The 24897-nt window shown below is 69.0% G+C and carries 28 protein-coding genes; 14 read left to right on the top strand and 14 right to left on the bottom strand.

Going from position 1 to position 24897, the window contains the following annotated elements:
- The coding region (locus ACAM49_RS27265; RefSeq protein WP_369638410.1) for a TerD family protein at positions 1-567 on the bottom strand (567 nt) is incomplete at its 3' end.
- 168 nt (positions 568-735) lie between these two features.
- Here ACAM49_RS27265 and ACAM49_RS27260 point away from each other — a divergent pair.
- Complete coding sequence (locus ACAM49_RS27260) at positions 736-2367, top strand: MFS transporter (protein WP_369638409.1); 1632 nt, start codon at positions 736-738, stop codon at positions 2365-2367.
- Here the strand turns inward: ACAM49_RS27260 and ACAM49_RS27255 are convergent.
- Both ACAM49_RS27255 and ACAM49_RS27250 read right to left on the bottom strand, forming a co-directional pair.
- A complete protein-coding gene (locus ACAM49_RS27255; RefSeq protein ID WP_369638408.1) occupies positions 2364-2759 on the bottom strand; it encodes an NUDIX domain-containing protein in 396 nt (131 codons plus the stop codon). The two genes, ACAM49_RS27260 and ACAM49_RS27255, sit on opposite strands and share 4 nt — an antisense overlap.
- Positions 2760-2802: 43 nt before the next feature.
- A complete protein-coding gene (locus tag ACAM49_RS27250; protein WP_369638407.1) occupies positions 2803-3333 on the bottom strand; it encodes a hypothetical protein in 531 nt (176 codons plus the stop codon).
- A 164-nt stretch (positions 3334-3497) separates the two neighbouring features.
- Between ACAM49_RS27250 and ACAM49_RS27245 the strand changes: the two genes are divergently transcribed.
- Positions 3498-4853, top strand: coding sequence for a serine hydrolase domain-containing protein (locus ACAM49_RS27245; protein ID WP_369638406.1), 1356 nt, complete (start codon positions 3498-3500; stop codon positions 4851-4853).
- 4 nt (positions 4854-4857) lie between these two features.
- Here ACAM49_RS27245 and ACAM49_RS27240 read toward each other — a convergent pair whose 3' ends face one another.
- The gene (locus tag ACAM49_RS27240) at positions 4858-5448 is read right to left on the bottom strand and encodes a cysteine hydrolase family protein (protein WP_369638405.1); all 591 of its coding nucleotides are present in this window, start codon (positions 5446-5448) and stop codon (positions 4858-4860) included.
- Positions 5449-5581: 133 nt separating this feature from the next.
- Here ACAM49_RS27240 and ACAM49_RS27235 point away from each other — a divergent pair, with 133 nt between their 5' ends.
- A complete protein-coding gene (locus ACAM49_RS27235; RefSeq protein WP_369638404.1) occupies positions 5582-6568 on the top strand; it encodes a GlxA family transcriptional regulator in 987 nt (328 codons plus the stop codon).
- Here the strand turns inward: ACAM49_RS27235 and ACAM49_RS27230 are convergent, their stop codons facing one another.
- From ACAM49_RS27230 to ACAM49_RS27210, 5 genes are all read right to left on the bottom strand, one after another.
- Complete coding sequence (locus tag ACAM49_RS27230; protein ID WP_040812848.1) at positions 6569-7366, bottom strand: family 1 encapsulin nanocompartment shell protein; 798 nt, start codon at positions 7364-7366, stop codon at positions 6569-6571.
- Between the two features lies 1 nt (position 7367).
- Entirely contained in the window at positions 7368-8378 is a 1011-nt protein-coding gene (locus ACAM49_RS27225) for a Dyp-type peroxidase (protein WP_369638403.1), read from the bottom strand.
- Positions 8379-8439: 61 nt separating this feature from the next.
- On the bottom strand, positions 8440-8766 hold the full coding sequence (locus ACAM49_RS27220) for a cupin domain-containing protein (protein ID WP_369638402.1): 327 nt from the start codon (positions 8764-8766) through the stop codon (positions 8440-8442).
- 113 nt (positions 8767-8879) lie between these two features.
- Positions 8880-9365: a dihydrofolate reductase gene (locus ACAM49_RS27215; protein ID WP_369638401.1), complete on the bottom strand. Its 486-nt coding sequence runs from the start codon at positions 9363-9365 to the stop codon at positions 8880-8882.
- Positions 9362-10168: a thymidylate synthase gene (locus tag ACAM49_RS27210; RefSeq protein ID WP_369638400.1), complete on the bottom strand. Its 807-nt coding sequence runs from the start codon at positions 10166-10168 to the stop codon at positions 9362-9364. Before ACAM49_RS27210 ends, ACAM49_RS27215 begins: the two co-directional genes overlap by 4 nt.
- A 20-nt stretch (positions 10169-10188) precedes the next feature.
- On the opposite strand from ACAM49_RS27210, the gene cobF reads away from it, so the two are divergent.
- Positions 10189-10950, top strand: a complete 762-nt coding sequence (gene cobF / locus ACAM49_RS27205) for a precorrin-6A synthase (deacetylating) (RefSeq protein WP_369638399.1) — start codon at positions 10189-10191, stop codon at positions 10948-10950.
- Between the two features lie 3 nt (positions 10951-10953).
- On the opposite strand, the gene ACAM49_RS27200 is transcribed toward cobF, so the two are convergent.
- Complete coding sequence (locus ACAM49_RS27200) at positions 10954-11325, bottom strand: winged helix-turn-helix transcriptional regulator (protein ID WP_369638398.1); 372 nt, start codon at positions 11323-11325, stop codon at positions 10954-10956.
- Between the two features lie 69 nt (positions 11326-11394).
- Here ACAM49_RS27200 and ACAM49_RS27195 point away from each other — a divergent pair, with 69 nt between their 5' ends.
- Both ACAM49_RS27195 and ACAM49_RS27190 read left to right on the top strand, forming a co-directional pair.
- A complete protein-coding gene (locus ACAM49_RS27195) occupies positions 11395-12057 on the top strand; it encodes a nitroreductase family protein (RefSeq protein ID WP_369638397.1) in 663 nt (220 codons plus the stop codon).
- Between the two features lie 53 nt (positions 12058-12110).
- A complete protein-coding gene (locus ACAM49_RS27190; RefSeq protein ID WP_369638396.1) occupies positions 12111-12977 on the top strand; it encodes an Fpg/Nei family DNA glycosylase in 867 nt (288 codons plus the stop codon).
- 62 nt (positions 12978-13039) lie between these two features.
- Here ACAM49_RS27190 and ACAM49_RS27185 read toward each other — a convergent pair whose 3' ends face one another.
- Entirely contained in the window at positions 13040-13744 is a 705-nt protein-coding gene (locus tag ACAM49_RS27185; protein WP_369638395.1) for a pyridoxamine 5'-phosphate oxidase family protein, read from the bottom strand.
- A gap of 78 nt (positions 13745-13822) precedes the next feature.
- Here ACAM49_RS27185 and ACAM49_RS27180 point away from each other — a divergent pair, with 78 nt between their 5' ends.
- From ACAM49_RS27180 to ACAM49_RS27160, 5 genes are all read left to right on the top strand, one after another.
- On the top strand, positions 13823-14518 hold the full coding sequence (locus ACAM49_RS27180; RefSeq protein WP_369638394.1) for a DUF4184 family protein: 696 nt from the start codon (positions 13823-13825) through the stop codon (positions 14516-14518).
- 17 nt (positions 14519-14535) lie between these two features.
- Complete coding sequence (locus ACAM49_RS27175) at positions 14536-15678, top strand: alpha/beta hydrolase family protein (protein ID WP_369638393.1); 1143 nt, start codon at positions 14536-14538, stop codon at positions 15676-15678.
- A 45-nt stretch (positions 15679-15723) separates the two neighbouring features.
- Complete coding sequence (locus ACAM49_RS27170) at positions 15724-17124, top strand: PLP-dependent aminotransferase family protein (protein ID WP_369638392.1); 1401 nt, start codon at positions 15724-15726, stop codon at positions 17122-17124.
- A complete protein-coding gene (locus tag ACAM49_RS27165; RefSeq protein ID WP_040812962.1) occupies positions 17121-17366 on the top strand; it encodes a DUF2630 family protein in 246 nt (81 codons plus the stop codon). The genes ACAM49_RS27170 and ACAM49_RS27165 overlap by 4 nt, the downstream gene beginning before the upstream one ends.
- 121 nt (positions 17367-17487) lie before the next feature.
- Positions 17488-19101, top strand: coding sequence for a carboxylesterase/lipase family protein (locus tag ACAM49_RS27160; protein ID WP_369638391.1), 1614 nt, complete (start codon positions 17488-17490; stop codon positions 19099-19101).
- Positions 19102-19107: 6 nt separating this feature from the next.
- Here the strand turns inward: ACAM49_RS27160 and ACAM49_RS27155 are convergent, their stop codons facing one another.
- Both ACAM49_RS27155 and ACAM49_RS27150 read right to left on the bottom strand, forming a co-directional pair.
- Complete coding sequence (locus ACAM49_RS27155; RefSeq protein ID WP_369638390.1) at positions 19108-20346, bottom strand: hypothetical protein; 1239 nt, start codon at positions 20344-20346, stop codon at positions 19108-19110.
- An 80-nt stretch (positions 20347-20426) separates the two neighbouring features.
- Positions 20427-21188 (bottom strand): crotonase/enoyl-CoA hydratase family protein, encoded by a 762-nt coding sequence (locus tag ACAM49_RS27150; RefSeq protein WP_369638389.1) that lies wholly within the window; start codon positions 21186-21188, stop codon positions 20427-20429.
- Positions 21189-21253: 65 nt separating this feature from the next.
- Between ACAM49_RS27150 and ACAM49_RS27145 the strand changes: the two genes are divergently transcribed.
- On the top strand, positions 21254-21877 hold the full coding sequence (locus ACAM49_RS27145) for a TetR/AcrR family transcriptional regulator (RefSeq protein ID WP_369638388.1): 624 nt from the start codon (positions 21254-21256) through the stop codon (positions 21875-21877).
- Positions 21878-21888: 11 nt separating this feature from the next.
- Positions 21889-23511 carry an acyl-CoA dehydrogenase family protein gene (locus ACAM49_RS27140; protein WP_369638387.1) on the top strand — a complete coding sequence of 541 codons (1623 nt, stop codon included), beginning with the start codon at positions 21889-21891 and terminating at the stop codon, positions 23509-23511.
- A 26-nt stretch (positions 23512-23537) separates the two neighbouring features.
- Here ACAM49_RS27140 and ACAM49_RS27135 read toward each other — a convergent pair whose 3' ends face one another.
- The gene (locus tag ACAM49_RS27135) at positions 23538-23732 is read right to left on the bottom strand and encodes a helix-hairpin-helix domain-containing protein (protein ID WP_369638386.1); all 195 of its coding nucleotides are present in this window, start codon (positions 23730-23732) and stop codon (positions 23538-23540) included.
- Positions 23733-23902: 170 nt separating this feature from the next.
- Between ACAM49_RS27135 and ACAM49_RS27130 the strand changes: the two genes are divergently transcribed.
- Positions 23903-24897 (top strand): CaiB/BaiF CoA transferase family protein (locus ACAM49_RS27130; protein WP_369638385.1); only part of this gene is annotated, 995 nt, incomplete at its 3' end.

The raw sequence follows: 24897 nt of genomic DNA, 5'->3' as shown, positions 1-24897 counted from the left end.
GGGTCGCTGGGGTGCGAAGGGCTGCTGCTGCGGGGTATTCGGCTGGGGCGCAGGCGCTTCGTTGACGGAGATGCCGAAATCGGTTGCCAGCCCGGCCAGTCCGGAGTCGTAGCCCTGGCCGACCGCGCGGAACTTCCAGCCGCCGCCGCGGCGGTACAGCTCGCCGAGCACGAAAGCGGTCTCGGAGGTGGCGTCGGTGCTGTCGAAGCGGGCCAGTTCGGTGCCGTTCGCATCCACCAAACGCACATGCAGGCCGTGGAATTGGGCGAAGGTGCCGCCGTCGGCGGAGGCCGCCACCACGATGGTGTCGATCTGTGGTTCGACCCGGGCGAGATCCACCGCGAGTGCGTCGACCACCTGCGGCCCCTGCCGCTTGCCGAGATGGCGGACCGCGCCCGAGGCGTGTCGGGGCTGGTTGTAGAAGACGAAATCGGCGTCGGAGCGGACCCGGCCGCCCGCCAGGAGCAGGGCGGAGGCGTCGGCGTCGGGCACCCCGGGTCCCGTCTGCCACCCCAGTTCGATCCGAACCTCGGACGCCGCCACCGGAACGTTGGAACCCTTCAGCATCGACACAGATTCCAAGTTATCCGATGCGAACCGGCGCCGTTCCGGGGCGAGCGGTCCGCAAATGTTCAGCTCCCTGGACACCTCGACCTAGACTGTGGAACGGTCATATCGCACATTGGTGGCTAATGCGGTACATCGGGTTCTTCGGACGCAGTTCAGGAGCGATGGATGACGGAAGCTCAGCTCGATCTGGGTCGCAAGAAATGGGTCACCCTAGGTGTATTGGCCCTGGGACTGTCCATGGTGGTTTTGGACGGCACGATCGTCGCGGTGTCCCTGCCCGTCATCATCAATGATCTGCAGCTGAATTTCACTCAGGCGCAATGGATCAACAGCATCTACGCGGTCGTGCTGGCCGCGCTGCTGATCACCAGCGGTCGCCTCGGCGACCGGCTCGGGCGGCGCAATATGTTCGCGCTCGGGGTGATCGTCTTCCTGATCGGTAGCGTGCTGTCCGCGCAAGCGCACGGTGCGTGGCCGCTGATCCTCGGGCGCATCGTGCAGGGCATCGGCGCGGCCGGGGTCATGCCCGGGACGCTGGCCACCATGAACGCCATCTTCCGGGGGCGCGACCGGATCATCGCCTTCGCGGTGTGGGGTTCGGTGATCTCCGGTGTCGCCGCCATCGGCCCGCTGCTCGGCGGCTGGCTCACCACCTACTTCACCTGGCCCTGGATCTTCCTGGTGAACCTGCCGCTGGGCGCGGTGGTGCTGATCGGGCTGCTGCTGTTCGTGCCCGAGACCAAGATGGGCAAGGCCGCGCCCGGTCTGGATGTGGACGGATTCCTGCTCAGCGCAATCGGTTTCGCGCTGCTGGTGTTCGCGCTCATCGAGGGTCAGACCTACGGCTGGTGGAAGCCGCTGCGGGAATTCCCGCTGGCGGGCTGGGATTGGCCGGTCACCGCGCCGGTGTCGCCGATCCCGGTCCTGCTGGCGCTCGGGGTGCTCGCGCTGGTGTTGTTCATCCGCTGGGAGCAGCATCGCAATCTGATCGGCCGTTCCGCCCTGCTGGATCCGGCGCTGTTCAAGATCCCGAGCTTCCGATGGGGCAATATCACCGCGTTCATGGTGGCGCTGGGCGAATTCGGATTGCTGTTCGTGCTACCGCTGTTCATGGTGAACGTGCTCGGACTGTCCACCCTCGGCGCGGGATATGTGCTGGCGGCCATGGCGGTTGGCGCGTTCCTCGCGGCGGGCATCGCCGAAGGGCTGGTGCGCAAGTACGGTCCGGTGCGGGTCGTGCAGCTGGGTCTCGCCTTCGAGGCCGTCGCGATCGCGTTGACCGCGCTGTTCGTCACCCCGCACATCTCCGGCTGGTGGCTGGCGGTGCTGCTGGTCGGCTACGGCATCGGGCTCGGCATGGCCTCGGCGCAGCTCACCGGGACCGTGCTCGCCGATGTGCCGCCGGAGAATTCGGGTCAGGGCTCGGCCACCCAGTCCACGGTGCGGCAGGTCGGGTCGGCCTTCGGCACCGCGTTGATCGGTGCGCTGCTGTCGGCGGCACTGGCCCACGATCTGCCCAAGCGGCTGTCGAAGGTGCCGGACCTGTCGGATTCGGCCGCTGACACCTTGGCCACCGCCACCCGCGAATCGGCGGGCGGCGCGATCAGCGGGCTGCGCGAACACCACGGGCCCGCCGCCGTACTGGACGCGCTCACCCGGGCGTTCACCGACTCGACCCGCACCACCCTGCTGGCCGGGGCGCTGTTCCTGCTGGTCGGGCTGGCCTCGGCCGCGCTCATCCCGAACCGGCCCTACACCGGTGAGTCCGTCGCGGCCGACGAGGCGCCGAGCGGCTAGTCGATCAGGTCCAGGGCGTGCAGGCGGCGGAAGACCAGTAGCGAGCCCGGCGCGACCTCGTCCATGGCCGCGTATTCGCCGAGGGTGAACCAGCGCAGTTCGGCGATCTCGCCCGAGGGTCGCGGCTCGTCGGTCAGCTCACCGAGAAAGCAGGTCATGTGCAGCGGTGTGCCCGGTGCGTGCCCGTACGCCTCGGCCTCGAACACGCCCAATTCGCTGACCGCGGTGGTCCCCACGCCCAGTTCCTCGCGAATCTCCCTGTGCAGGGCCATCTCCGGCGTCTCGCCCGGATCGATCTTCCCGCCCGCCATGTAGAAGACGGTCTTACCGGTGGACCGGGTCTGCAGCATGCGCCGATCCCGGATATGAGCCAGTGCCGCGGTGCGAATCACCCGTCCACCCTAGCCAAGCCCGGTAGCGCGGGGTTAGCGGTGTTCAGCGCGTGGGCGGGGCGATCTTCCAGTGGCGCTGCAGCGCGTCGGCGATCTCCGGCAGGATGGTCACCGGAATCTTCTTCTGCCGCAGTATGTTCCGGATCTCGTTGACCTGCTCACGCTTGCGCATGTCGTACGCGCCGGAGATCGGCGCGGTCACCGGCGGAATCGACAGCAGCACCAGTTCGTGATGCGGCTCGCTCCCATCGTTGAGATCCAGCGCCAGCGACCAGCGCCCCTTCTCACCCAGCGCGAACCGCCCCGCCACCACCCGATCCCACCCGAGCGTCGAACTCCCCCACGGCGTCCGCCGCACGATCCGATCCTCGGTCAACTCGACCCCGTCGCGCCCGAACAACGCGAACAACAACGCGATGGCCACCGCCCCGCCGAAGAACAGCCCGGTGAACACCCGATTCAGCCCGAACACCCCGACCGTCCCCGCGCACACGACGCCCACCACGGCCAATCCCGCCACCGCGTACACGGCCATCCGCCGCCCCGGCACCACGCCAGCCCGCACCATCGCCATCCGCCCTCCGAAACCGACTGCGGGCAATGTACCCGGGTCGGAGGTCGAAGGTCGCCGGACATCAGCGGCGAGCTGGAGCAGCGGGGCATCGCGGGCAAAAATGCGCTCGTCCCGGCATCGCTCGAGAAGTAATCTACGGTGCCCGCTACTTTTCAGGAGCACCCATGCCGCATGCTGAGCTCGAGCGCCGGCTCATCGAATCGATCGTGCGGCACGGGGTGCCGGGGGCGCAGGTGGCGGTGCTGGCCGGGGAGGAGATATGCGAGGCCGCGGCCGGGGTGCTGAATATCGCGACAGGTGTTGCGGCGACGACGGATTCGGTGTTTCAGATCGGGTCGATCACCAAGGCGTGGACGGCGGCGTTGGTTCTGCAACTCGTCGACGAGGGGGCGGTCGAGCTCGACGCGCCGGTGCGGGAATACCTGCCCGAATTGCGATTACGGGACGAATCAGCCGCGGCGGCGATCACCGTCCGGCAATTACTCGGTCACACCTCCGGCATCGACGGCGATCTGTTCCTGGACACCGGTCGCGGCGCGGACGCGGTGGAGAAATTCGTGGCGGCCATCGCCGACGCCGCGCAGGTGCACCGGCCCGGGGCGATGTTCTCCTACTGCAACAGCGGCTACGTGCTGCTCGGCCGGATCGTGGAGGTGTTGCGCGGCAAGCGATTCGACGAGGTGCTGCGCGAGCGGCTGGTGACACCGCTCGGGCTGACGCGCGTCGCCGCCGATGCCGACGAGGCGATCCTGTTCCGTGCCGCGGTGGGGCATCTGGAATCCACCCCCGGCGGGGCGCTGCGGCCCACGCCGGTGTGGGCGCTTCCGGCCTCGAACGCCCCGGCCGGTGCGCGACTGGCCATGTCGGCCGGGGACCTGGTGCGATTCGCCCGGCTGCACCTGAACGGCGGTGTCGCGGAAGGCATCTCGGTGATCCCCGAAGCGGCGGTCCGCGCCATGACCGTCCCGCACGTCGAACTGCCCGATATCGGCTACGGCACCCATTGGGGCCTGGGCTGGCAGCTGTTCGACGCCGCCGGATCCGGATTGTTCGGCCACGACGGCAGCACCCTCGGCCAGAACGCCTACCTGCGGATCGCGCCCGCCGCCGGAGTCGCCATCGCCCTGCTGGCAAATGGCGGCAGCGCGGCCGCGCTGTATCGGGATCTGGTGGGGGACCTGCTCGCGGAGTACGCGGGCATCCGATTGCCCACGCCCCCAACCCCGCCCGCGCGACCCGAACCGGTGGACGCCGCGCTGGTGGCGGGACGGTATCGCTCGGCCCTGGTCGAGCACGCCATCGAGGTGGACGCCGACGGCCGCGCCTGGCTGCGCACCACGCCGCTCACCGCCGAGGCCGCGCTGGTCCCGGTGGCCGAGCGGCGGGAGGTGCTCCAGCTGCGCCCCGACGCGCTGATCACCGCGGACCCGATCCAGGGCCGCCACACCATCTTCGGGCTGGTGGGCCAGAACGGCACCCGGTTCATCCACACCAGCCGCGCGATGCCCCGCCAGCCCTAGCGGGCTAGTTCAGCTCGGACGCCGAGTTGACGACGACGCCGTAGAGGTCGGCGATGGTGGCCAGAGCACTCACGTGCAGCTGCTCGGCACTGACCTCACCGGCGGCCGACTTCAGCGGCCGGGTAGCGGACGCGTCCGCCACCACGGTGGGCTGATTGCCGCGCAGGAACGCACCCTCGGCGGTGAAGGTGACGCACATGTGGGTCATGAAGCCCGCAATGATGACGCTCTTGTTGCCCGCGGCATCCACGCGCTCGGCGAGATCGGTGTTGACGAAGCCGTTCGGAACCTGTTTGACGACAACGGGTTCGCCGTCCAGCGGAGCGACGCTCGGGTGGATCTGCCCGATCTCGGCATTGATGTCGTAGGGCGTGCCCTCGCCGCCGTCATTGATGACGTGGATGATCTTCGCGCCCGCCTCGCGGGCCCGGGCCAGCAGCGCGGCGGCGGCGTCGAGCGCGGCCTGCCAGCCGGTCAGCTCCATCACGCCGCGGGTGTAGGTGTTCTGGTAGTCGACCAGGATCAGGGTGGAATCGGCCAGCGTGGCCGGGGTCTGATCGAAGCCGCTGAGGTCGCGCAGGGTCTGGGCGGACATGGGTTTCCTTCCGGGAGTTCACGGTCCGAACCGCCTGGTGCGGTGGACGTTTTCCACGCTAGGGCGCGGCGGGCGTGTCGGAAATGTCATGTAACCTGCAAATCCGGACATCGGCCCGGCCGGAGGGAGACCCGTGGGAACCATCGAGCGATTCGTCGTCATCGTGCTGTTCGATCGCGTCGACCTGCTGGACGTGACCGGGCCGCCCGAGGTCTTCGCCTTGCTGCAGCGAGAGATGCAGGGGGAGACCGGATATCACGTGGTGCTGGCCGCCGAGACCCTCGATCCGGTGACCACCTCCGCCGGGGTGCGGGTGCTGCCCGATGTCACCTTCGCCGAGATCGCCGATCGCGGCATCGACACCCTCGTGGTGCCGGGCTCGGTCGAGGTGGACGCGGACGGCCGGGTGCGGGCGCTCAGCGATCCGGCCGTGGTCGAGTGGGTGCGCAAGCTGGCCGCCAATACGCGCCGGATCGCGTCGGTCTGCGTGGGCGCGCACATCCTCGCCGACGCGGGACTGCTCGACGGCAAGCGCGCCACCACCCACTGGTCGACCGCACAGCAGCTGGCGGCCGAGCACCCGGGCATCGACGTGGACGCCGACCCGATCTTCATTCGCGACGAGAACGTCTGGACCGGTGCGGGACTCACCGCCTGCCTGGATCTGGCGCTGGCCCTGGTCGCCGACGATTTCGGCGACGCCCTCGCGCTGCGGGTGGCGCGTCAGCTGGTCATGTTCCTGAAAAGGCCCAGCGGGCAGAGCCAGTTCAGCGTCTCACTCGAACCGATCTCGACCACGCGGCGCATCGACGAACTGCGGCACTACATCACGCGCAATATCGCCGAGCCGCTCACCGTCACCGACCTGGCCGCGCAGGCCCACGTCAGCGAACGCCAGCTGACCCGCATCTTCAAGACCGATCTCGGCACCACCCCGGCCGCCTACATCGAGTCCGCGCGTGTGGAATTCGCGCGCAATCAGCTCGAGACGACCGACAACACCCTGGAACGGGTGGCGACCCTGTGCGGTTTCAATACCACCGACACCCTGACCCGGGCGTTCCGGCGCACGCTGGACACGACGCCGACGGAGTATCGAAACCGCTTCCGGATCAACTAGTCACGCCTCGAGCGCGACCGCCGCTTCGGCCGTGTACACCAGGAAGGTCAGGCTCTCCTGGAAGTACAGCTGCACCGACTCGGCATCGTGGGACAGGTAGCCGATGGACAGATCCTGACCCAGCTGCAGATCGAAATCGCCGCCGCGCGTGGACAACACGAACGCGCCGTCGATGGCGGGAGCCCAGATGATCTCGCCGTCGATGAGCCGCTCGATGTGGGTGCGGATCGGATGGCCGTGGTCGGAGGTCTCGCTGACCGCGGTGTAGAGATCTGCCGACAGCAGCACCGAATACGGCCCGTCCACACCGGCGAGACGCAGCTTGCTCAACGCCTGCGCCACCGCCTCCGGCGCCAGCCGCGGATCACCGGGCAGCTTCACCGGCTCGCACGAGGTGCTGGCCCGAATGCCGGTGATCCCGGCGGCCGGGTAGCTCTCGAAAATGGCGCGGTCCTCGGCGAAGGCGATCTTCTTGGCGGCGTCCTTCACCGGGTCCAGATCGGTGTCGCGGGAGCCGCGCTCCACATTGTCGAGCTGCTCGCGCGACAGCGTGAACGGCACCCGCAGCTCCACCAGCGGCACGACCACCCGCTGGCGGGCCTGCACGCCGTCGCCGGGGGAGTTGATGGTGGTGGTGCGGCCGGTGCCCACGGCGGAGTAGTCGGTGCCGTGCGGGCCCGACAGATCCACCACGCGGCGACCGGCGATGTGCCGCTTGAAGGTTCGCGTCGCCTCCTCCTCGATGGCCGACCAGGCCTCGGAGGTGATGGGCGCGAGTTCGCGATGCAGATTGTTCACGTCAGCTCCTTCTCAGCGTCCCTATTCCGAGGGATCCATCCCCGGACACAACGCCATTGGTTTCCGAAGATTCCCGCGGCGCGGCGGCCGCCGGGGCGGGTGCGTCCGGCAGCGCGTCGAAGAACCCCGCGGGCGGGGCGAAGAACGAGGTACCCGTGACGGCGGTGGAGAAATCCAGGATGCGGTCGTAGGCGGCGTCCGCGCTGCCCTGGAACATGCGGATCAGCATGTTCTCGGTAATCGCCGGATCGTCGGCGTAAGCGATGTAGTACGTGCCGAATTCGCCGTCCTTGACCGAACCGAACGGCATGTTCGCGCGGACGATATTGCCGTTCTCGTCCTGATCGTTCACGGCCACATGGGAATTCGCGGGCTTCTCGGCATCGGACAGCTCGAAGTCGTCGAGCTTGGTGCGCCCGATCACCTTCTCCTGCTCGGTGGTGGACAGCGCCTTCCAGGAGTCCAGGTCGTGCAGGTACTTCTGCACGATGACGTAACTGCCACCGGCGAATTCGGGATCCTCGTCGCCCACGAAGGCGGCGGTCGCGGCCAGCTCGCCCTCGGGATTCTCGGTGCCGTCCACGAAGCCGAGCAGATCGCGCTGTTCGTAGTAGCGGAAGCCAACGGTCTGATCCACGATGGTGACCGCGCCGGACAATCGCTCGGCGATCTTCATGGCCAACTCGAAGCAGGCGTCCTGGGCCTCGGCCTTGATATGGAACAGCAGATCGCCCGGCGTGGCCGGGGCCTGGTGCTTCTCACCCGGGAACCCCGGGAACTCGTGCAGCTGTGCGGGTTTCGGCCCGGAGAACAGGCGGTCCCAAGCGGCCGACCCGATGCTGGTGATGCACGCGAGACCCGAGCCGGGCGTCCGGAAGCCGACGGAGCGGCGCAATCCAGGCAGATCTGCCAGTAAGTCCCGCACCACCGCCTCGCCGCCCTCGTCGATCGTGGCGACGAGGAAGATCGCGGCCGGCGTGAGCGGATCGAGGATCGGCTGTGGCTCACCCATGATCAACAGCCTAGGCCCGACCTCGACGGTCGATTCGCCCGGTAGGCGTGTGTCTCGTGCCCTACTTGGCGACCGTCAGCAGAAACGCCACGTCATCGATGGCTTTCACGCTGTGGCGAGCGTTGGGGATCACAATCAGGTCGCCCGCCGATCCCTTCCACTCATTGGTGCCGCTGATCAAGGTCAGCACCCCGCTGAGGACCACGAGGGTCGCCTCGCCCGGATTCTCGTGCTCGGCCAGGCTCTGTCCGGCCGTCATGGCGATCACCGTCTGGCGCAGGCTGTGGGTGTGGCCGCCGTAGATGGTCATCGAACTGCGTCCGCTCGAGGCCGTGGCCGCCAGCTTCAGTTGCTGGCGAGCGACCGCGGTCAGCGATTTCTTGTCCATGGACTGCCTTTCGCCGGAGTATCGCTGAGTATGCCGGACGCGACCGACCCGATCGGCGGTTTCGAGGCGTGTGTGCAGGAATTGCCGGACGTGGAATATCGGCGTTATCGGGCTTACCGCGTATAACGGCGGAAGCGATAACGCAGACCCTTCGAGGACTCCTGCCAGGGCGCGTCGTCGGCCTGCCATTCCGGATCGATGACGGGCGCCAGCGTGTCGCCGTCGACGTCGGCGTCCACCTCGGTGACCATCAGTTCCGTCGCGAAAGGCAGTGCGGCACGGTAGATCTCGCCGCCGCCCGCGATCCAGACCGACTTGTCTCCCGCCAGCTCCAGGGCCTCGGCCAGCGAGCCCGCCCGCTCCGCGCCCTCGGCCGACCAGTCGGCTTGCCGGGTCACGACGATATTGCGGCGGCCCTCCAGGGGGCGAAAGCGTGCGGGCAGCGAATCCCAGGTCTTGCGACCCATGACCACCGGATGCCCCCACGTGACGTCCTTGAAATGCGCCATGTCCTCGGGCACGCGCCACGGAATCGCATTGTCCCGCCCGATGATTCCCTTCGGAGTCTGCGCCCAGATCAGGCCGATCGTCCGGCTCACACGGCCACCGGGGCCTTGATGGCCGGATGATGCTGGTACCCCTGGATTTCCACGTCCTCGTACTCGTAGTCGAACAGCGACGGCGCGGGCCGCAGGTGCAGCTTCGGGAACGGGTAGGGCTCGCGGGTCAGCTGCTCGCGCACCTGATCCACGTGATTGTCGTAGATGTGCACATCGCCGCCGGTCCAGATGAACTCGCCGGGCAGCAGTTCGGTCTGCTGGGCCACCATCTGGGTGAGCAACGCGTAGCTCGCGATATTGAACGGCACGCCCAGGAACAGGTCAGCGCTGCGCTGATACAGCTGGCACGAGAGCTTGCCGTCGGCGACGTAGAACTGGAAGAAGGCGTGGCAGGGGGCCAGCGCCATCTTGTCCAGGTCCGCGACATTCCACGCCGAGACGATCATGCGGCGCGAATCCGGATCGGTGCGCAGCGTCTGCAGCACCTGCGAGATCTGATCGATGTGGGTGCCGTCCGGCGTCGGCCAGGACCGCCACTGCACGCCGTAGACCGGGCCCAATTCGCCATTGCGGTCGGCCCATTCGTCCCAGATGGTGACGCCGTTCTCCTGCAGCCACTTCACGTTCGAATCGCCGCGCAGGAACCACAGCAATTCGTAGACGATCGACTTGAGATGCACCTTCTTGGTGGTGATCAGCGGAAAGCCCTGCGACAGGTCGTAGCGCAGCTGATGTCCGAAGATGCTGCGGGTGCCGGTTCCGGTCCGATCCGCCTTGGGGGTGCCGGAATCCAGGACCAGTCGGAGCAGGTCCTCGTACTGGGTATCTCGGGCGCTCTCCACGCCTGGCAAGCTTACGCACCGTGCGAAAGTTGTATGTGATCGGAATCGGGGCGGGGGACCCGGACCAGGTGACGGTGCAGGCCATCAAGGCGATGCGCCGGGTAAACGTGTTCTTCGTCATCGGCAAGGGGGCCGAGAAGCAGGAACTCGTGGACGTGCGCGCCACCATCCTGGCCGAGCACGCCGACCAGCCGCACACGGTCGTCGAGATCGCCGACCCGCCCCGCGACCGCGCCGTCCCCGCCAGCCGCGCCGACGCCGCCTACCAGGGCGCGGTCTCGGACTGGCACGAAGCGCGCGCCGAACTCCTCGAGCATGCCTTCGCCGAAACCGACGGCGTCGGCGCCATTCTCGTCTGGGGCGACCCCTCCCTCTACGACAGCACCCTCCGCATCGTCGAACGAGTCCTCGAACGCGGCCGAATCACCTTCGACTACGAGGTGATCCCCGGCATCACCAGCGTCCAATCCTTGGCCGCCGCCCACCGCATGGTCCTCCACGAAATCGGCGAACCCGTCCACATCACCACCGGCCGCAAACTCCGCGAAGAGGGCCTGACCCCCGGCCAATCAACCCTCGCAATGCTCGACGCCGACTGCTCCTTCACCCAACTCCCCGGCGACGACATCCACATCTGGTGGGGCGCCTACCTCGGCATGCCCGACGAACTCACCATCGAAGGCCCCCTCCGCACAGTCGAGCACGACATCGTCCGCCGCCGCGCCGCCCTCCGCGAATCCAAAGGCTGGATCATGGACATCTACCTGCTGCGGCGGGTCTGACGCTCACCGAGCCGCGCGGGCTCGTTCGATCTCGTTGATGTGGGTCTCGGTCCATTCGCGCAGGGCGGCGATGGGTTCGGCGAGGCTGCGGCCCAGTGGGGTGAGTTCGTATTCCACGCGCGGGGGAATGGTGGGATGGACTGTGCGGGTGAGGAATCCGTCGGATTCCAGGCTGCGCAGGGTTTGGGTGAGCATCTTCTGGGAGACGCCGCCGATGCGGCGGGCCAGGTCGGTGTAGCGCATGGTGCCCTGCTGCATCAGCGAATCGATCACCAGGACAGTCCATTTGCCCGCGATGTGGTCGAGGACCTGCCGGGTGGGGCATTTGGCCGAGTAGACGTCGGCGGGCAGGCCGGAGGATTCGACGGTTGTCACCTTTTCGAGAGTAGCGCACTAATTAGTGCCTTCTTCCCAGTCGATCGTCACTCTCTGATAGTTAGTGGCATGACACAGCTGAGCGTCGCCGACGCGATCCGCACCCGCCGCACCGTCCGCCACTACCGCCCCGACCCGATTCCGGCCGAGACCCTCGAAACCCTGGTCGAGTTGGCGATGGAAGCCCCCTCGAGCTGGAACCTGCAGGATCGATCGGTGGTCGTGGTGGCTGACCCGGCCGGACGCGAGGGCCTGACCTGGGCCACCGGCGGGCAGCCGCAGCCGCAGGAGGCTCCGGTCATGCTGGTGTTCGTCGCCGAACCGCATGCGTGGCGCGGGGATCGCGGCGACATCTTCGATCTGGCCCGGGACAGAGGCGCGTGGACCGACGAGTTCATCGCGGGATTCTCGGCTGCCTCCACTGAGTTCCAGCAGGGACTGGCCGAGCGGGAGCTGTTGCGCGAATACGCGGTCAAGGACGCCATGATCGCGGCGACGTACGTGATGCTGGCCGCCACCGAACTCGGCCTGGCCACCTCGCCGATGAACGGGTGGGACGAGGCGAAGGTCAAAAAGGTGATCGGGATCGAGGGGCGGGACGATCTCGCCATCGCCCTGCTCGTATCGGTCGGCTATCCCGCCGAACACCGCGAGCATCCGGGCCGCCGTTCTCTCGCGGACACCGTCTTCCACGGCACCTACACCAAATCCGGTGTCGAGGGTGGCCTCTGACTCGCCCCGATCAGTGGAACGACAGTGTCGGTCCTGGTCGGTAGGCTGCGGTTGTGCCCGAGTTACCGGAGATCGTGGCCTTGGAACAGTTCTTGGCCGAGCATGCGGTGGGTGCGGTCGTGGGCCGGGTCGATGTGGCGGCGCTGAGCGTACTGAAGACCTTCGATCCGCCGGCGACCGCGCTGCAGGGGCGTGACGTGACCGGGGTCGGTCACTGGGGCAAGCATCTCGGGATGGATTGCGGCGGGCTGTGGTTGATCACCCACCTGTCGCGCGGCGGCTGGCTGCGATGGATCGACGAGCCCGGGGCCAGCCCGCCGAAGCCCGGCAAGGGCCCGCTGGCGCTGCGGGTGCACTTCTTCACCCCCGAAGGCGCCACGCCCGCTTTCGATCTCACCGAGGCGGGCACCAAGAAGCGGCTGGCGGTGTGGGTGACCGAGGACCCGCTGTCGGTGCCCGGCATCGCGCGCCTGGGCCCCGACGCCCTCGCGGTCAGCGAACCCGAATTCGCGGAAATCCTGCACGGCACCTCCCAGCGCGTGAAGAACGCGCTGACCGATCAAACCCTGCTGGCCGGCATCGGCAACGCGTACTCCGACGAAATCCTGCACACCGCAAAGCTTTCCCCCTTCGCGAACTCCCGCACCCTGGACCGGGATGAGCTGTCCCGGCTGTACTCGGCGATGCGCGCGACCCTCTCCGACGCCATCCAACGCTCGGTGGGCCAGGACGCAGCTCGCCTGAAGGGGGAGAAGCGTTCCGGCTTCCAGGTCCACGCCCGCACGGGCCTCCCTTGCCCGGTCTGCGGCGACACGGTCCGCGAAGTCTCCTTCGCCGACAAATCCTTCCAGTACTGCCCCACCTGCCAAACGGGCGGCAAAATCCTCGCCGACCGCCGCATGTCCCGCCTCCTCAAATAGCGTGAGAATGCACTGACGGACAAAAATGTCCGAATTTCTGTCCACCAGCGCATTCTCGGCGGCTAGACGGGGATTTGGGTGCACCTCTGGAGGACGTGGGCGGGGACGTCTACTCCGGGGGCTAGGTCGTCCGAAGAGATCGGCGGGTCGAAGACTGTGCGCATCGGCAGGACTCCGGCCCAGACTCCGCCTGCGGCAATGTCTTCCGCGTCGTCGCGGGGGCCGCCTGTGCGGACCTTGACCGAGGCCTCGGTGAGGTCTACGGCCAGGACCAGGGTGGCGGCCATCTCCTTCTTGTTGGGGGAGCGGACGGCGTCCCAGGCGCCGGGGGCGGCCTGTTCGACGATGACGCGCAGGGCGTGCATGCGCTCGTCGGGGTCGGTGAGTTCGAGTGGGCGGGCGTGGATGACGGCCGAGCGGTAGTTCATCGAGAAGTGCATGGCCGAGCGGGCGTAGACGATGCCGTCGACGTGGGTGACGGTCAGGGAGACGTTGCCGGTCATGGCGGCGCGGAGGTTGCCGGAGCCGGTGGAACCGTGCAGGTAGAGGGTGTCGCCGTCGCGGCCGTAGATGGTGGGGATGACGACGGGGGTGCCGTGCAGGATGACGCCGAGGTGGCAGAGCATGCCGGCGTCGAGCACCGCGTCCAGGTCGGCGCGGTCGCTGCGACCCCGCTCCTTGGACCGGGTGAGGCTGCTGCGGAGGGTGGGTGACAAAGGCGCCCGCGTCGAAGACGATGGTGTCCGAGTCGAAGCTGTCTCACTCATGAGACCAGTTTCGCGGGGGAAATGGCATTGCTGAATAGCCAATTCTGCGTTGGATTCGAAGACCACTTTGGGGGAGAAGTGCCGTTCACGCTCGCACATCCGGCCGCCGTGCTGCCGCTACGGCGGGTGCTGTGGTTTCCGGGACTGGTCGCGGGGAGTCTCGCGCCGGACCTGCCCTACTACCTGCCGATCGGGATCGACGGGGAGCTGACGCACTCGGTGCCGGGACTGCCGGTGGATCTGCTGCTGGGCGGAGCGCTGGTGGCGATTGCCTGGGCGCTGCGGCGGACCGTCGAGGGGATGGCAGGTAGAGCCATCATCCTCATCAAGCCGAGTCTTGCGGGAGCCGCGGCGGCGCTGCTCATCGGTGCGGTCACCCATCTGGTCTGGGATGCATTCACCCACACCGACGGTGTCGCGGTGCAGCACTGGGAAGTGTTGCGGGAGTCGGTGATCGGGCCGCACCGCGTCTACAACGTGATCGGCTATGTCTCGTCGGTCGCCGGAATGGCGCTGCTGGCGGGGTATCTGGTCGCCTGGTACCGCCGCGCCCGGCCCGTCGCCCCGGATCCCCGGCGGACCCGGGTTGTGGTGTCGCTCAGCGCCGTAGCGATACTCGCCGGTCTCCTAGCGCGAACCGATCCGGTGGCGCGGATCAGCCTCTACGATTGCGTGCGGCACATGATGATCTACGCAATCACCAGCGCCGCCACGGGTTTCGTGTTGTACGCGCTCGTGTCCGCGGCCGCTTCGGCCTCCAGGGGAAATCGTTGATCGCTCGACTCATCGCTGTGGCTTCGACCGCGGCCGCCCTGTTCACCGTGACCACGTCCGCCGCCCAGGCCGGACCGATCGGTATCACCGTGCTACCGCGGCCCAGCGGCGAGATGCCGGTCGGCACAACGACTCTGCACCTGGTCGATCCGGATCGGCCCGACCCGTTCCATCCAGAGCGGCCGCGCGAGCTCATGGTCTCGGTGTTCTATCCGGCCTCCGACGTGGAGCACTATCTGCGCGCCCACTACGTCTCCAGTCAGCTGGTGCCGGAACTGCAGAAGCAGATCGGGGTGGAACTGCCGGGGCTGCTGACGAATTCGTACTCCGACGCCCCTGCCCGGATCGGCGGCTTCCCGGTGGTCCTCTACACGCCCGGCGCGGGCGTCACCCGCCTGTTGGGCACCGGGCTGGCCGAGGATCTGGCCAGCCGCGGCTACGTGGTGGTGACCATCGACCACACCTACGAATCGCCCGCCGTCGAGTTCCCGGGCGGCAGGCTGGCGCAATTCACCGCGCAGCCAGGGGGTTTCACGCCCGAGCTGCGCAAGCGGTACATCGACGCGCGGCTGCCCGACATCGGCTTCGTGCTGGACTCGCTCACCCTGCTGTCCCAGGGCGTCAACCCCGATGCCGAACAGCGCGCCCTGCCCGCCGGTCTCGATCACGCCCTCGACCTCGGGCATATCGGCATGGTCGGCCATTCCTCCGGCGGATACGCCGCGGTCGAGGCGCTGCACGAGGATTGCCGCATCGGCGCGGCCGTCGACCTGGACGGGCAGCTCGGCGTCGACGCGGACTTCGGCCGCGCCGCCATCGAGGGCGTGGACCGGCCGGTTCTGGTGCTGACCAGCCAGCAGATCGAGGAGGTCGGCGACGCCCGCCCGTCGCTCGACGCCTTCTTCGGCAGCGGCACCGGCTGGAAACAGCAACTGACCCTGCGGGATTCGGCCCACTACGACTTCACCGACATGCCGCTGCTCATCCCCGACGCCGCACACGCGGTGGACCGCCGGAATCTGGGCACCATTCCCGCCGCCCGCGGCGCGAACCTGGTCCACGCCTATGTCGCGGCCCTGTTCGACAAGTTCCTCCGCGCCCGCACCGACACCCCGCTCGAGCATCCGCCCACCGACCCGGAGCTCACCCTGCTGCGCTGAGTGGCATGCTGGAATCGACCGGTTGTCGATTGTCCAGGAGGCCACTTGCGGGGAAATCACCTGGTCGACGACGATCTGCCGTTCACCGTCGACCGTGCGAGCGGCGTGGCCCTGGCCGCGCAGGTGGCGGACGGGCTGCGCCGGGCCGCCGCCTCCGGGGCCCTGCGCGCCGGGGACCGGCTGCCGTCCTCGCGGGAGCTGGCCAATCGACTCGGGGTGAGCCGGACCGTGGTCACCGCCGCCTACGACCAGCTGCACGCCGAGGGCTGGCTCGATGGCCGCCACGGCTCGGGCACCTATCTGACGGCCGCGCCCGCACCGGCGGGCGCGCACACCGACGGGCCCGAACGCGTCGATCCGCGGGCCGGACTGCTGGATCTGGCCGCGGGCGCACCCTCCATCGAGGTCCTCGACACGGCCGCGTGGCGTCGGGCCTGGCGGGCCGCCTCGGACCGAATGCCCTTGGTACGCAAGGACCGCCGCGGTGAGCCCGAGTATCGCGAGGCCGTCGCCGAACACCTGCTGCGGCATCGCGGACTGGGCGCGGGCAGCGGCACCACCGTGCTGGCCACCGCCGGAACCGGTTCGGCCGTAGGCGAACTCGCCGCGGCCCTGCTGCGCCCCGGCGATGTGGTGGCCATCGAGGATCCCGGATATCAGCGCGCCGCCGGTGCGTTCCGGGCGGCCGGTGCCCGGCTGGTCCCGGTGCCCGTCGATGCCGAGGGACTGCGGGTGGATCTGCTGCCCGAGGACGCCCGCATGGTGTATTGCACTCCCGCGCACCAGTTTCCGCTCGGCGCGCGCATGCCCGCCGCCCGCCGGGTGGCGCTCATCGAATTCGCCCGCCACACCGGCGCACTCGTGCTCGAGGACGACTACGACGGCGAATTGCGTTACGACACCGCCCCGCTGCCCCTGCTGGCCACCCTCGCCCCCGACGCGGTCGTGCACCTGGGCACCACCAGCAAGATCCTGACCCCCACCCTGGGCGTCGGCTGGATGGTCGCCGAACCCGCCGTCACCGAGGCGGTGCTCGGCTACCGCGAACTCACCGGCACCAGCCCCGCCCCGGCGGGCCAGCAGGTGGTGGCCGAACTGGCCCGCCACGGCGACCTGTCCCGGCACCTGCGCCGGCTGCGCCGCGATATGCCGCACCGCCGCGCCCTCGTGGTGGACGAGCTGCGCGGCCGCGGCCTGGAGGTGCGCGGTGACGACGCCGGATCGCATGTGTTCGTGCCGCTCGCCTCGGCCGCGCAGGAGGATCGCGCGGTGGCCGCCGCCCGCGAACTCGGCGTCCACCTCGACGCCCTCGAGCGCTATCACGTCGGCCCCCGCCACACCTTCGGCCTGTGCCTCGGTTACGCCGCCCTGCCGGCCGCGGACCTGCCGAAGGCCGTCCGGTTGGCCGGGGATGCGCTGAGCCGAGTCGTACAGTGGACCGCATGACCGAAAAGGACATCCACGCCCGCATCAAGGACCTCGTGGACCGTGAGCACGAGCTGCGCTCCAAGACCACCGGCGGCCAGCTCGACCCGGAGGACGAGCGCCGCCAGCTGGCCGAGATCGAAGTCCAGCTCGATCAGTGCTGGGATCTGCTGCGTCAGCGCCGCGCGCGCCTGGACCAGGGCCGCAATCCCGACGAGGCCGAGGTGAGCTCGGCCCGGCAGGTCGAGGGCTACCTGCAGTAATACCCGAGCACTCCGGCATCCGGGGGCCATCTTCCAAGGTGTGGTCCCCGGATGCCGGATTGTTGTGCGTCCAGGGCATAAGCCCCTGGGAGCGCCCCGGGGTTGGGCTTACGCTTTTCAGATGGTGGCAACGACAGACATCACGACCGCGGACGGAACCGTTCGCGGACTCCGGGGCCGCCGCGTTTCACGCTGGCGGTCCATTCCTTTCGCGGCGCCTCCGGTGGGAGAACTCAGATTCCGCGCGCCGCGGCCCGTGCAACCGTGGAGCGGCGTACGCGACGCCACCGGATTCGGTTTCGCCGCAATGCAACACCGCGACGGTGCGCGAATCGGACCGCGGCAGGCGCAGCCGACCGGTGAGGACTGCCTGACCCTCAATGTCACCGCCCCGAACGATCCGGCGGCGTCCCCGCGCCCGGTGATGGTGTTCATCCACGGCGGCGGCTACATGATCGGAACCTCCGCGCTGCGGCTGTATTCCGGTGCGCGGCTGGCGCTGCGCGGCGATGTGATCGTGGTGTCGATCAACTACCGGCTGGGCGCGTTCGGATACGTCGACTTCGGCGAATACTCCACGGACGACGCCCGATTCGAGTCCAACCTGGGGCTGCGCGATCAGGTCGCGGCGCTGGAGTGGGTGCGGCGCAATATCGGCGCCTTCGGCGGCGACCCGAACAATGTCACCATCTTCGGCGAATCCGCCGGTGCGCACGCGGTGCTCGCGCTCATGTGCACGCCCGCGGCGGAAGGGCTGTTCCACCGCGGCATCGCCCAGAGCGCGCCCGCCGACTGGGCGCCGACGCAGGCCGAGGCCCGGCTGTTCGCCCGGCGCTGTATCGACGAACTCGGCGTCGCCCCCGAGGATGCGGCGCGGACGCTGCTCACGGTCGGCGCCAACGACATTCGCCGGGCCGTGGACCGCGCGGTCACCAAGGTGATGCACGAGCAGCCGGGACTGTTCCCGGTCGCGCCCGTGGTGGACGGGGAGTATCTGCCGTCCCCGCTGATCACCGCCTTCACCAATGGCACCGCGCACCGGGTGCCGCTCATCATCGGCACCAACCGCGACGAGGCCACGCTCTTCGTCCGCTTCGACGACACCCTGCCCACCACGCCCGACCGCATGCGCTGGCTGCTGCGCCACGTCGACCAGGCCATGGACGCGGGCGGCGACAGCCCGATCTTCATCAAGCTCGGCCAGACCATGCCGACCTCGACGGAACGGTTGCACGAGGCGCTCGCGGATTACGGTGCGGCTGTCGAAGAGCGGGTGGCCGCGGCCTATCCCGGATTCCCCGGCAAGAAGGCCACCGTCCGCATGGGCGGCGACTTCACCTTCTGGCGGCCCTCGATCCGGGTCATGGAGGCGCACAGCCGATTCGCGCCCACCTACGCCTACCGCTACGACTTCGCGCCGCGCGCAATCCAATTGGCGGGCTTCGGGGCCACCCACGCGCTGGACCTCATTCCGGTCTTCGGCGCGGTGGACTCGGCCTTCGGGCGGGCCATGACCGCCGCGGGCGGGCATCGCGGCTTCCGGTCGGTGTCGCGCCAGTTCCAGGACAACTGGCTGGCCTTCGCCCGCACGGGCGCACCGCTGCCGAACTGGCCCGCCTACACCGAGGACCGGCGGGCCACCATGATCATCGATGCGCCGTCGCGGGTGGAGATCGATCCGGAGCGCACCAAACGCCTTGCCTGGCAAGGGGTTCGGATACCGGCACTCACCTGAGCGGATTCACCAGGGCGTGCCGGACAGGCCCATGTCCGCGAGCGCGGACTGGGCCAGCGCGGTGAGAGCGTCCGCCGTCGGAATGGCCTCCGGGTCCAGGCTGACCAGCGACAACGTGTAGGTGTCGGCGATCCGGGTCAGGTATCCGGAGAGCCGGGTGCGCGGCAGCGCGTCCGGACGCAGCCCGGGATGGATGGCGCGCGCCGCCAGCCCGGTGCACGCGTGCGGTCCCAGCGCGAGCAGGGATTCGGGCAGGTTGCCGATATTGGAGCACAGGATGTCCCGCTCGCCCGCGCCCTTGGCCAGCCGATACGCCCAGCGGTCGGGCATCACCTGCAGGATCTCCTCCGGAATGCCGCCCGGGCTGGTCATGCGGTGCTCGTAGGCGCTGCGGGCCTTGCGCCGCAGGCTAGCCGGGGTGTCGTCGCGGATGATGGCGACCTCGGTCATGGACATGTCGTTGTCCACGCGCGGCTCGTCGCGGGTGTCGACCGGCAGGCTGGCGGCAATGGTGTCGCCGGGAAATCCGCTGGCCCACAGCATGTTCGCGATCAGATGGACGAACAGGCTGTTGGCGGTGCCGCCGTGCGAGACCGCGACCCGGTTCCAGTCGCGGGCCGGAATCGCGAGCACCGCGCCGTGCGTGGCGGTGCCCGAACCGCCGGACCGGGCCTTGCGATCCGGCGCCGCGGTCGGTCGTTCCGGAATGCCGTGCCGCAGCGCCCGGGCCGTCCCACCCAGGACCGTGGCCCACATGCGCCGCGCGTCCGCCCAATCCGAATGGCCCGCAACGGGTGCCGCGAGCGGAATGCCCGACAGCGCGTTGTCGATGGCCAGGGTCAGCGCCCGCCCGTCGGCCAGCGCGTGCGAACAGGTCAGCGCCACCACGCAGCCGCCGTCGTCGAGCCGCGCGGCCGAGAGCCGCCAGCCCGGGCCGGTCTCCGGATTCAGGTCCGCGCCCTGCCGGTCGGCCCAATCCAGCACCGCCCCAGCCGGAATCGGCTCCTGGACCATGGTGAACGGATACGCCGACTGATTCGGCTGCCAGCGCGGGCGCGCGCCAGGCACCAGGGAGCGCACCACCCGCCGCCCGAGCGGGCCGGTGCGTAGATCGCGGTGCACCCGCCAGAGCAGGGCGGGATGCACGGGTTCGGCGGTACGCCAGAGTCCCTGCAGGACGATCGGGGTGCCCATGCCCCGATGCGACCGCAGGAAGATCTCGTCCAGCACGCTCAGCCGATCCATCGAACCGCAAGCGTACCGATCGGTTGCATGTACCGCTGCCGCGCGTACTCGGGGGTTGTGCCCGAGTACGTCCGCCGTGCTCAGGCCGGACGACCGTGGCGACCCGCGCCCGACGCGAAGCGCTGGGCGCCGTCCAGGGCCCCGTCCATCAGGGCCGTCATGCCGTGGCGCAGTTCGTTGGCGATGGCCTCGGACTCCTCGAGCCCGTTCTGCTCCAGCACCGACAGGCGGTCCGAGCGCAGGCAGGTCTGCGGGAGCGCGGCCAGCTCCAGCGCGAGTTCCTCGGCGGCCCGGCGGGATTCGCCGGGCGGGACCACCCGGGTGACCAGCCCGATCTGCAGCGCCTCGGTCGCGCCGACCGCGCGCCCGGTGAGGATCAGGTCCATGGCCCGGCCCTCGCCGATGATGCGCGGCAGTCGCACCGTGCCGCCGTCGATGAGCGGCACGCCCCAGCGGCGGCAGAAGACGCCGAAGGTGCTGTCCTGCTCTGCGATTCGCAGATCGCACCAGAGCGCGAGCTCGATGCCGCCCGCCACGGCGTAGCCCGCGACGGCGGCGATGACCGGCTTGGACAGCTTCATGCGGGTGGGGCCCATCGGGCCGTCGCCGTCCTCGGTGACGGCGTTGGAGCGTTCGGTGCCAAGGGCTTTCAGGTCGGCGCCCGCGCAGAAGGTGCCGCCCTCGCCCCACAGCACGGCGACCGCCGCGGTGGGGTCGGCGTCGAACTCGCGGAAGGCGTCGGCCAGGGCTTTCGCGGTGGGACCGTCGACCGCGTTGCGGGCTTCGGGGCGATGCAGGATCACGGTGTAGACGGGGCCGTTGCGCTCCACTCGTACTGTCACCGGCCCGACGTTACGCCGTAAATCGGGGGTTGCGTCAAGAAATGAATCTTTGGTTCACTTCTTGCATGGCCTATCGCAGAACCCCCGCTGTCCAGGCGCGCCTGGACGCCCAGGCGGGAACGATCGTGCGCGCGGCCATGACCGTGCTGTCCCGCGACGGCTTCGCGGGACTGTCCATGGCGGCGGTCGCCGCCGAGGCCGGGGTCGCCACCGGCACGGTCTACAAGAACTTCAGCGGCAAGGCCGAATTGGTGACCGCCGTCTTCCGTGAGGTGGTCAGCCGCGAGGTCGAGGCGGTCGCCGAGGCCGGGGCGGCGGGGGAGGGGCGCACCGCCCGCGACCGGGTCACCGCCGCCGTCGAGACCTTCGCCGGGCGCGCGCTCAAGAACCCGAAGCTGGCCTATGTGCTGCTCGCCGAGCCCGTGGATACCGCGGTTGACGCCGAGCGGCTGCGGTTCCGCCGGGCCTTCGCCGAGACCTACGTCAACGCGATCGCCGACGGTGTCGCGAGTGGTCAACTGCCGCCGCAGGATCCGCTCACCTCGGCCACCGCACTGGTCGGCGCCATCGGCGAGGTGCTGGTCGGTCCGCTGTCGGAGCGGTTGGAGAGCGAATCGGTGCTGCCCGAGCTCGTCGCCTTCGCGCTGCGCGCGCTCGGCGTGCCGAACGCCGCGCCCCCAAACGAATAAGGAGTCCCGCAATGCATACGCACGACGTCTTCAACCAGGTGCCGCCCATCGTGCCGTTCGACAACTCCCGCAATCCGGCGCTGCTCGAGGGTCTGCATCGGGAGGGCGCGGGCTGGGCCGAGGCCGAGGTGCGGGAGCTGGGTGTGCTGGCGGGCGGTGCGGCCGCGCAGGAGTGGGGGCGGCTGGCCAACGAGTACCCGCCGGTCCTGCACACCCACGACCGCTACGGCAATCGCATCGACGAGGTGGAGTTCCACCCGTACTGGCACAACCTCATGGAAGTCGCTGTCTCCCACGGCCTGCACGGCTCGCCCTGGCAGGACGACCGGCCGGGCGCGCACGTGGCCCGCGCCGCCAAGTTCTACACCTGGGGTGTGGCCGACGCCGGGCACATGTGTCCCATCTCCATGACCTATGCCGTGGTGCCCGCGCTGCGCCACAATCCGGAACTGGCCGCGAAATACGAGCCGCTGCTGGCCTCGCGCGTCTACGACTTCGGTCTGCGTGAGCCCTCCACCAAGGCCGGTCTCATCGCCGGTATGTCCATGACCGAGAAGCAGGGCGGCTCCGACGTCCGGGCCAATACCACCACGGCCACACCGCTTTCCGACGGCAGCTACCGCATCGTCGGCCACAAGTGGTTCACCTCGCACCCCATGGGCGACATGTTCCTGACCCTGGCCCAGGCGCCGGGCGGACTGTCCTGCTTCCTGCTGCCCCGGGTGCTGCCCGACGGCACCCGCAACGCGCTGCGCATCCAGCGGTTGAAGGACAAGCTGGGCAACAAGTCCAACGCCTCCTCCGAACTCGAGTACGAGAACGCCATCGGCTGGCTGGTCGGCGCCGAGGGTGCGGGCGTGAAGACCATTATCGAGATGGTCAATATGACCCGGCTGGACTGCGTGATCGGCTCGGCCACCGGCATGCGCACCGGCGCGGTCTTCGCCACCCATCACGCGCGGCACCGGCAGGCGTTCGGCAAGAACCTGGTCGACCAGCCCGCCATGCGGAATGTGCTGGCGGACTTGATCATCGAGTCCGAGGCCGCGACCACGGTCATGATGCGACTGGCCGGCGCCACCGACCGCGCCGACTCCGATCCGGCCGAGGCCGCACTGCGCCGCATCGCGCTGGCGGTCACCAAGTACTGGGTGTGCAAGCGCGCCCCCGCGCACGCGGCCGAGGCCCTCGAATGCTTCGGCGGCAACGGCTACGCCGAGGAATCGGGCATGCCGCGGCTGTACCGCGAGGCCCCGCTCATGTCCATCTGGGAGGGCTCCGGCAATGTCGCGGCACTGGATGCGTTGCGCGCCATGGCCCGTCAGCCCGAAACCGTCGAGGCTCTCCTCTCCGAGGTGAACCTGTCCCGCGGCGCCAACCGCCACCTGGATGCCGCCATCGACCGAATCGGCAAGGAGCTCACCGACTTCGCCGACATCGAATACCGAGCCCGCCGCATAGTGGAACTGATGGCCCTCGTCCTCCAGGGCGCCCAACTGGTCCGCCACGGCCACCCCGCCGTCGCAGACGCCTTCTGCGCCACCCGCTTCGGTGGCGACTGGGGCATCGCCTTCGGCACCCTGCCCGCCGGCATCGATACCGAAGCCATCCTCCAGCGCGCCTACGTCGACTAGCTCGAACCGGCTCGCGGCCTTCGGGCCTATCGGGCGAGGTCGAGTCCCTGGGCCAGGAGTGCGTCGCGTATCGCGCGAATCGCCTTGGGGCCCATGCCGTGCAACGCCAGCAGATCGCGTTCCGGTGCTCCGGCAAGTTGCTCCAGGCTCTGGTATCCGGCGGCGGCCAAGGCGCGGGCTGCCGGGGCGGAGACGCCCTTCGGCCAGATCGGATCGCTCATGCTCTCCGAGCCTAGGCCGGTCGTGCCGCGTCGGACGTATTTCGCCTTCGAGCCGGCGCTGGCCGGCGCGTGCGGGTCGCCCCGGCGGCGCTCAGTGGGACGGGGTGGCGCGGGCTGGTAGAACGTGTTCTACTTTTGGGCGTATTGGCGGGACTCTCAGGGGGTTGCGGATGAGTGGAACCAAAGGGCCCTTGGCGGGTGTGCGGATTGTCGAGCTGGCCAGTATCGGGCCCGGGCCGCACGCCGGGATGATGCTGGCCGATCTGGGCGCGGATGTGGTGCGGGTGCAGCGGCCCGGGGACGGGTCGGCGATCGGGCCCATGCGGGCGCAGTTGCGTGGGCGGACCATTGTGCAGGCGAATTTCAAGGATGCGGACGATATCGCCGCGGTGCGCGGGCTCATCGACAAGGCCGATGTGGTGATCGAGGGGTACCGGCCGGGCGTGGTCGAGCGGCTCGGGCTCGGGCCGGAGGAATCCCTCGCGCGGAATCCGCGGTTGATCTACGGGCGCATGACCGGGTGGGGGCAGGACGGGCCGCGCGCGGACCGCGCCGGGCACGACATCAATTACATCGGGCTCACCGGTGCGCTGAACGGCATCGGGCGCAAGGGCGAACGGCCGCTGCCGCCGATCAATCTGCTCGGCGATTACGGCGGCGGGTCGGTGTTCCTGGTGCTCGGCATCATTACCGCGCTGTACGAGCGGGAGCGTTCCGGGCGGGGGCAGGTGGTGGACGCGGCCATGGTGGACGGCGTTCTGACGCTGGCGCATTCGATCTGGACCCTGCATCAGGGCGGGATCTGGTCCGACGAGCGCGGCACCAATCTGCTCGACTCCGGAATGGCGTGGTACGACACCTATTCGACGGCCGACGGTAAACACCTCGCGGTCGGCGCGTTCGAGCCGCAGTTCTACGCCGAACTGCTGCGCGTGCTCGAACTGGATCCGGGATCGCTGCCGCACCAGATGGATCCGGCCGGACAGGACGTGCTGCGCAAGGTCTTCACCGAGAAGTTCGCCACCAAGACCCAGGCCGAATGGGCCGAACTCTTCGACGGCGTGGACGCCTGCGTCACACCCATTCGCACCTGGACCGAGGCCGCCCAGGACGAACACCTCAGGGCCAGAGGCTCTTTGATCGAGGTAGGCGGCATGCTGCAGCC

Origin of the sequence: Nocardia sp. JMUB6875 (assembly GCF_041154655.1) — a bacterium.
Classification (GTDB): Bacteria; Actinomycetota; Actinomycetes; order Mycobacteriales; family Mycobacteriaceae; genus Nocardia.
Note: the sequence above shows the minus strand (reverse complement) of the source record. Positions and strands in the feature narration are given on the sequence as shown.

What these genes read in the sequence shown, in the direction of transcription:
- ACAM49_RS27260 (WP_369638409.1), top strand. Translation starts at nt 736, where the DNA reads ATGACGGAAGCTCAGCTCGATCTGGGTCGCAAGAAATGGGTCACCCTA.
- ACAM49_RS27250 (WP_369638407.1), bottom strand. Translation starts at nt 3,333, where the DNA reads ATGGCGATGGTGCGGGCTGGCGTGGTGCCGGGGCGGCGGATGGCCGTG.
- ACAM49_RS27245 (WP_369638406.1), top strand. Translation starts at nt 3,498, where the DNA reads ATGCCGCATGCTGAGCTCGAGCGCCGGCTCATCGAATCGATCGTGCGG.
- ACAM49_RS27240 (WP_369638405.1), bottom strand. Translation starts at nt 5,448, where the DNA reads ATGTCCGCCCAGACCCTGCGCGACCTCAGCGGCTTCGATCAGACCCCG.
- ACAM49_RS27225 (WP_369638403.1), bottom strand. Translation starts at nt 8,378, where the DNA reads ATGGGTGAGCCACAGCCGATCCTCGATCCGCTCACGCCGGCCGCGATC.
- ACAM49_RS27220 (WP_369638402.1), bottom strand. Translation starts at nt 8,766, where the DNA reads ATGGACAAGAAATCGCTGACCGCGGTCGCTCGCCAGCAACTGAAGCTG.
- ACAM49_RS27195 (WP_369638397.1), top strand. Translation starts at nt 11,395, where the DNA reads ATGACACAGCTGAGCGTCGCCGACGCGATCCGCACCCGCCGCACCGTC.
- ACAM49_RS27185 (WP_369638395.1), bottom strand. Translation starts at nt 13,744, where the DNA reads ATGAGTGAGACAGCTTCGACTCGGACACCATCGTCTTCGACGCGGGCG.
- ACAM49_RS27165 (WP_040812962.1), top strand. Translation starts at nt 17,121, where the DNA reads ATGACCGAAAAGGACATCCACGCCCGCATCAAGGACCTCGTGGACCGT.
- ACAM49_RS27160 (WP_369638391.1), top strand. Translation starts at nt 17,488, where the DNA reads ATGGTGGCAACGACAGACATCACGACCGCGGACGGAACCGTTCGCGGA.
- ACAM49_RS27155 (WP_369638390.1), bottom strand. Translation starts at nt 20,346, where the DNA reads ATGGATCGGCTGAGCGTGCTGGACGAGATCTTCCTGCGGTCGCATCGG.
- ACAM49_RS27145 (WP_369638388.1), top strand. Translation starts at nt 21,254, where the DNA reads ATGGCCTATCGCAGAACCCCCGCTGTCCAGGCGCGCCTGGACGCCCAG.
- ACAM49_RS27140 (WP_369638387.1), top strand. Translation starts at nt 21,889, where the DNA reads ATGCATACGCACGACGTCTTCAACCAGGTGCCGCCCATCGTGCCGTTC.
- ACAM49_RS27135 (WP_369638386.1), bottom strand. Translation starts at nt 23,732, where the DNA reads ATGAGCGATCCGATCTGGCCGAAGGGCGTCTCCGCCCCGGCAGCCCGC.